Origin of the sequence: Micromonospora sp., from assembly GCF_048594385.1 — a bacterium.
In the GTDB taxonomy this organism is placed as follows: Bacteria; Actinomycetota; Actinomycetes; order Mycobacteriales; family Micromonosporaceae; genus Micromonospora; species Micromonospora wenchangensis.
The window spans coordinates 1-6,697 of sequence record NZ_JBMDWU010000434.1 but is presented as its reverse complement, the minus strand read 5'-3'; the positions used below and the strand labels follow the sequence as shown (position 1 = coordinate 6,697).

The 6,697-nt window shown below is 73.9% G+C and carries 4 protein-coding genes; 2 read left to right on the top strand and 2 right to left on the bottom strand.

Annotation, left to right across the window (positions count from 1 at the left end; translation table 11 throughout):
* Together ACOJTC_RS23610 and ACOJTC_RS23605 are read right to left on the bottom strand one after the other, a co-directional pair.
* Positions 1–1,169: O-antigen ligase family protein (locus tag ACOJTC_RS23610; RefSeq protein WP_420118530.1), on the bottom strand; the 1,169-nt coding region annotated here is incomplete at its 3' end.
* Between the two features lie 10 nt (positions 1,170–1,179).
* Positions 1,180–3,273, bottom strand: a complete 2,094-nt coding sequence (locus ACOJTC_RS23605) for a beta-galactosidase (protein WP_420118529.1) — start codon at positions 3,271–3,273, stop codon at positions 1,180–1,182.
* Positions 3,274–3,429: 156 nt separating this feature from the next.
* Here ACOJTC_RS23605 and ACOJTC_RS23600 point away from each other — a divergent pair, with 156 nt between their 5' ends.
* Together ACOJTC_RS23600 and ACOJTC_RS23595 are read left to right on the top strand one after the other, a co-directional pair.
* On the top strand, positions 3,430–5,766 hold the full coding sequence (locus tag ACOJTC_RS23600; protein ID WP_420118528.1) for a TIM-barrel domain-containing protein: 2,337 nt from the start codon (positions 3,430–3,432) through the stop codon (positions 5,764–5,766).
* A 132-nt stretch (positions 5,767–5,898) separates the two neighbouring features.
* On the top strand, positions 5,899–6,697 hold a 799-nt coding region (locus tag ACOJTC_RS23595), incomplete at its 3' end, for an ROK family transcriptional regulator (RefSeq protein WP_420118527.1).

Below are 6,697 nucleotides of genomic sequence, written 5' to 3'. Positions count from 1 at the left end.
CCGTAGAACGGGGCGAGGGCGAGGGCGACCACCGGCACCACGCTCAGCCACCGGCCGGCTGCGGACACCGCGACGGCGGTGCTGCGGACCAGCACCACGAGGAGGGCCAGCAGCGTCAGCAGGGCGGGGATGCCGTGGCTGTACGTGGTCAACCAGACCTGCCCCTGGGTGCCGAGGGGTTCCGCGCCGGTGGTGGTGTCGGCGCTGCGGGGGGCGCCGTAGCCGAGCAGCGGCGAGTGCAGGACCGCGTCGAGGGTCTGCCGGTACAGGTCGGCGCGGTCGCGGGTCGAGTCGGTGTTCTCCACCCGGTTCATGATCATGTCGCCGACCGGGACGACCAGGGTGACCACCCAGGCCACGGCCATCCCGGCGGTGATCGTGCCGATCAGCCGGACGTCGCCACGCGCCAGGGCGCGCAGCCCCAGGTAGAGCAGGCCCACCCCGAGGCCGACGAACATGCCCCGGTTGAGGGTGAGGAACGCCGGCACCAGCGCCAGCGGCAGGGACACCAGCAGCACCCGGCGCAGCGGTCCGGTGCGCACCGCCGACAGGTACGCCAGCACGCACGGCACGAGCAGCGCGAACCCCGTACCCCAGTTGTTGGTGTACGGGTACGGGGCGGCCGTGCGGTAGTACGGGTTGCGGCCGGTGGGGTTGAACTCGGTGGAGTGCACGTGGGTGACCGCCCGGATCATCCGCTGCCCGGCCAGCCCGTCGGGCAGCAGCACCTCCACCGGGGTGGTCAGCGCCAGTCGGGGGGCCAGCACGCCGACCCAGCCGAGCGCGACCATCCCCAACCAGAACAGCAGCACCGGTTGGAACAGCCGGTCCCAGCGGGCCCCCTGCCGGGCGGCGGTGTAGACGTACAGGTAGACCACGAGGGCGGTGAGGACGAAACCCAGCCGCAGGCCGTAGACGAGCAGGCTGCTGGCTTTCTCCAGCCGGGTGGCGCTGACCACGATGAGGCCGACGAGGACGAACCACAGCGCCGAGCCGGGCGGCCAGGACACCCGGCCGTGGGTGAGCAGGACCACCGCCAGCAGCATCCCGAACAGCGCCCAGCCGAGGTAGAGGCCACCGAGCAGCCACCACAGCGGCATCGCCGCGAACATCAGGTACAGCGGCCAGAGCGGCAGTGTGCGCGGTGCCGTCGTGTTCCTCGTCCCCACCGGGGCAAGGTTAGGCGGGCGGGGTCCGGTCGGTCATCGGCGGAGTGGCTGTGACGGACACCATCGGGGCCGGTTCCTCGCGGACCACCGCGACGCCGCCGGCCGGCAGGACCACCGTGCCGTCGGCGGGGGTGTCGGTGAGCAGGTCGACGCCGGTGACGGGCACCCGCTGCGGCCGGTCGGTGTGGTTGAGCAGGAACAGCCAGCTCCCCTGCGGGCCGGCGCGGCGGACCGCCTCCACCCCGGGTGGGGCGTCCGGGCAGACCGGGGCGAGGCCGGCGGTCCGGGCCACCTCGGTGAGCAGCCGCCGGTAGGTGCGGTCGTCGGGCCGGGTCGACAGGTACCAGGCGGTGCCCTCGCCGGTGCGGTGCCGGGTCACCGCCGGTCGGCCGTCGAGGACCCCACCGACGTACGTGCCGACCGGTTCGGCGCCGCACAGGTGGACGGTCTCCGACCAGATCCGGCCGGTCCCGCCGCCGGAGAGCAGCACCTGTTCGTCGGCGGCGAGCGGGTGGAACTCCTCCACCCGCAGGCCGAGCAGGTCCCGGTACGCGCCGGGGTAGCCGCCGAGGTGCACCCGGCCGTGCTGGTCGGCCACCCCGCTGAGGTAGCTGACCAGCAGGTGTCCGCCCGCCTCGACGTGGGCGCGGACCCAGCCGGCGACATCGTCGTCGGCCAGGTAGACGGCGGGTAGGACGAGCAGCCGGTAGCGGTCGAGCGGGTCGCCGGGGACGACGATGTCGCAGCCGTACCCGGCCCGCCACAGCGCCCGGTGCGCGGCGGCCAGTTCGGCGTGGCCGTCGAGCAGGGTCGAGGGCATGCCGGGGTGGCGCAGCGCCCAGCCGCTGGCGGCGTCGAAGGCCAGTGCGACCGATGCGGTGACCTCGCCGGCGGTGACCTCGGCGAGCCGGTCGAGGTGCTCGCCGAGGCGGACCGTCTCGCGGAACACCCGGGTGTCGGGGCCGGTGTGCGGCACCAGCGCGGAGTGGAATCGTTCCGCGCCGCCTCCCGGGGCCCGCCACTGGAAGAACATCGCCCCCCGGGAGCCGCGGGCGACGTGGGACAGGCTGTGCCGGGCCATCCGGCCGGGTTCCTTGGTGTGCGAGCGGCCGGTGGTGTGGATCTGGCTGGCGGCGCTCTCCATCAGCAGCCAGCCGGCCGGGCCGTCGGCGGGGGCCGCGCCGCGTCGGGTGGCGGCCCGGCGGCGGCCGTGTCGCGCCCAGCCGCGGGCCAGGTCGGCGGCGAGGGCGGTCTGTTCCTCGGCGCCGCCGTCGACGGCCGACGGGGAGTGGTCGACGGCGACCAGGTCCACCTCGCCCGCCCAGCGGGCGTGGTCGACCGGAACCCAGTCGCCCAGGACGTAGTTGGTGGTGACCGGCAGCGCCGGGTTGGCGGCGGCGAGCAGGTCACGTTGTTCGACGTACGCGGCGAGCAGGGTGTCGGACCAGAACCGCCGGAAGTCCAGCAGTTGGCCGGGGTTGCCGAGGTACTGGGTGGCCCGGGGGGTGCTCACGTACGCCCAGTCGGTGTAGTGCTGGCTCCAGAAGCTGGTGGCCCAGGCGGCGTTGAGGGTGTCCAGGTCGCCGTGGCGTTCGACGAGCCAGCGGCGGAACGCGGCCTCGGCGTGCGGGCAGTGGCAGGTGGTGCCGTACTCGTTGTGCACGTGCCACAGGGCGACGGCCGGGTGGTGGGCGTAGCGGGCGGCGAGGGTGGCGGCGATGCCCCGGGCGGCGGCCCGGTAGGCGGGGGCGGCGGCGCAGTAGGTGTCGCGGCTGCCGTGGTGCAGCCGGACGCCGTCGGCGGTGACCGGCAGCGCGTCGGGGTGCGCCAGGGAGAACCAGGGCGGTGGGGAGGCGGTGGGGGTGGCCAGGGCGACCCGGATGCCGCCGTCGTGCAGCAGGTCCAGCACCTCGTCGAGCCAGCCGAAATCGTAGCGGCCGGGGGCGGGTTCGAGCCGGGACCAGGCGAACACACCGACGGTGACCAGGTTGATCCGGGCCCGGCGCATCAGGGCGACGTCCTCGCGCCAGGTGGCGGCGGGCCACTGCTCGGGGTTGTAGTCACCGCCGTAACAGAGCCGCCCGTCGTCCCACATACCCACCATCCCGTCGACTTTGTTTGATAGGTGTCCAAACTATGGAGGTGATTTACCCATGTCAATCAGGTTGATCGCGAGTCAATCGAAGTCACTCGTTGACAGTTCGTTGGGAAGGCAAAGAAACTGTCGGTACCGCCGGAAAACGTGCCCGAGGAGACACCGATGCCGTACCGACCGCCACTGGTCCCGTACGAGACGTTCGTGGCCGACCCGCCCGACCTGCCCGTACGGGAACCGGGCGAGGACGGGGTCGCCACCGTCGGCCGGGCCGAGGTCGTCGCCACCGACGAGCACGGCGTCACCGTCAAGGCCGCCCTGTCCGACGGCGGCAGCCTGGTGGTCCGCCTCGACGCCGCCGGCCACGGCGTGATCCGGGTCCGCCTCGCCGAGGACCCGCAGGCCCGCAGCCGCTCGGCCCGCGCCCTGCCCCTGGTCCACCCCCGGGCCCACCCCGCCGCGATCACCGTGGACGACACCCACGTGCTCATCGACGCCGGCGCGGTCGTCGCCGAGATCCGTCTCGACCCCTGGCACCTGCGGTTCCTCACCCCCGACGGTCGGGTGCTGCTCGACCAGGACCCCGGCACCAGGGACATCAGCGGCCGACGCCGCACCCTGCCGTTCGGCCGCAGCAGCGCCGACGGCGCGCCCGTCGCCTGGCACGAGAGCTTCGTGGCGTTCGGCGACGAACGGTTCGTCGGCTTCGGGGAGAAGTTCACCCCGCTGGACAAGCGCGGCCAACGGGCCCTGATGTGGAACTACGACGCCTTCGGCGGGGAGTCCGAGCGGTCCCACAAGAACGTGCCGTTCTACCTGTCCGACCGGGGCTACGGGGTGCTCGTCGACAGCGGCATGCCGGTGCAGTTCGACGTCTGCCAGTCCACCCACAGCGCCGTGCAGATCATCGTCCCCGACGACCTGCTCGACTACTACGTGCTCGCCGGCCCCACCCCCGTCGAGGTGCTGGACCGGTTCGACGAGCTGACCAGCCGGCCGTACCTGCCGCCGAAGTGGGCCTTCGGGGCGTGGATCTCCTCGGGGTTCTACCCCGACAGCCAGCAGCGGGTGCTGGAGCGGGCTCGCCGCATCCGGGACCGCGACATCCCCTGCGACGTGCTGCACCTGGACTGCTACTGGCAGGTCGCCGGCCGCTGGTCCGAGCTGCGCTGGGACGACGAGGCGTTCCCCGACCCGGCCGGGATGCTGGCCACCCTCGCCGGGCAGGGGTTCCGGGTGTGCCTGTGGATGAACCCGTACCTGATGACCGACAGCCCGCTCTACGCCGACGCGGCCCGCGCCGGCTACTTCCTGCACCGCGCCGACGGCAGCACGTACGTGGCGGACGTGTGGCACGGCAGCTACCCGGCCAGCGCCATCGTCGACTTCACCAACCCCGACGCCGTCGCCTGGTTCCGGGGGCTGCTGCGCCCCCTGCTGGAACAGGGGGTGGCGGTGTTCAAGACCGACTTCGCCGAGGGGGTGCCGGCCGACGCGGTGGCGCACAACGGCATGACCGGCGTCGAACTGCACAACGTCTACACCCTGCTGTTCAACGACATCGTCGCCGACCTCACCGAGGAGGTCGCCGGGCACCGTACGGTGTGGGCCCGCTCGTCGTACCTGGGTGGGCAGCGGCACAGCGCGCAGTGGAGCGGCGACGTCAACGCCACCTGGCCCGGCCTGGCCAGCACCCTGCGCGGCGGCCTGTCGCACGGGCTGTCCGGGGTGCCGTTCTGGAGCCACGACACCGGCGGCTTCCACGGCACCCCCGAGGCGGACCTGTACGTGCGGTGGACCCAGTTCGGTGCGCTGTCGCCGCTGGTCCGGCTGCACGGCACCACCAGCCGGCTGCCGTGGGACTTCCCCGCCGACACCGAACGCGACGCGGTCGCCGCGCTGCGGCTGCGCTACCGGCTGATGCCGTACCTGTGGTCGGCGGCGGTGGAGTCGGCGCGCACCGGCGCGCCGATGATGCGGGCGCTGCTCGTCGACACCCCCGAGGACCCGACCGCGTGGACCACCGACCTGCAGTACCGGCTCGGCACCGACCTGCTCGTCGCCCCGGTCACCGACCCGTCCGGGCGGCGGGCCGTCTACCTGCCCACCGGCGACGACTGGATCGACGCCGGCACCGGCGAACGGCACGGCGGCGGCCGGCACCTGCGGGTGGCCGTGCCGCTGCACCGGCTGCCGCTGTTCGTACGGCACGGCGCCCTGGTGCCGCTCGTCGCGGCCACCGGCACCGTCGGCGACGGCCCGTTCGACGACGTCACCCTGGTCAGCTGGGGTGGGGTGGACGCCCGCACGGTGCTGCACGACGTCGACGGCGACACCGTGGTGCAGGCGCTGCGCGACGGCGACACCCTGCGGGTCCGCACCGACGGGCCGCTGCGGGTCCGCCGGCTGAGCGTGGTCGGCGACGACGCCCCCCGCCGGCTGCTGCTCAACGGCGAACCGGTCACCCCGACGCCGTTCACCCCGTGGTTCCCGCCGGACTGACCCCACCGGGCCGGGTGGCTGTCCGGGCTCCGGACGTGCCGCTAGAGTTAGTTGAGTTTCCAGCCGAACAGACGTACCGACGACGCACCGGCACGGCACCACCCACCGTCGGGCGCAGGGAGCGGACAGACCGTGATCAGCATCCACAACGAACCGCAGCCGACCGACCTGGGTGACGTCCGGGTGGCCAACCGGGCCGTGGTCCTGCGGCACGTCCGCCTGCACGCCCCCTGCTCCCGGGCCGACATCGCCGCCACCACCGGGCTCAACAAGGCCACCGTGTCCAGCCTGGTCACCGAACTGCTCGACCGGCGGCTGGTCCGCGAGACCGGGCTGACCGGCAACCGGGTCGGCCGTCCGGCCACCATGCTCGTCCTCGACGGCTCCCCGTACGCGGCGCTGGGCCTGCAGATCGGCGCGGACGACCTGGTGGTGGTCGCCGTGGATCCGGGCGGCAACCGGCTGCTCACCTGGCGGCGGGCGTTCCCCGCCCCCACCGCCGGCCCCGCCGACACCGTCCGGGCGCTGGTCACCCTGGCCCGCCGCGCGATCGGCCGGGTCACCGGGCAGGGCCGCACCGTGCTCGGCCTCACCGTCGGGGTGCCCGGCCTGGTCGACACCGCCGGTGGGGTGCCCCTGGCCAGCGGCCTCGGCTGGCGGGACGTGCCGCTGGCCGCCGACCTGCGGACCGCGCTACGGGACACCGGGTTCACCGTCACGGTGGACACCGACGCCAACCTCGCGGTGCTGGCCGAACAGCGCCACGGTGCGTACGCCGGCGCCACCGACCTGGTCCACGTCACCGGCGGGGTCTCCGTCGGCGCGGGGGTGCTCGCCGGTGGCCGGCTGCTGCGGGGCGGCCGGGGCCACGCCGGTGAACTCGGCCACCTCTGCCTCGACCCGGCCGGGCCACCGTGCCCGTGCGGCCGAC

Bases quoted from the DNA above. Each gene is read 5' to 3' on its own strand.
- ACOJTC_RS23605 (WP_420118529.1), bottom strand. From the start codon at position 3,273: ATGGTGGGTATGTGGGACGACGGGCGGCTCTGTTACGGCGGTGACTAC.
- ACOJTC_RS23600 (WP_420118528.1), top strand. From the start codon at position 3,430: ATGCCGTACCGACCGCCACTGGTCCCGTACGAGACGTTCGTGGCCGAC.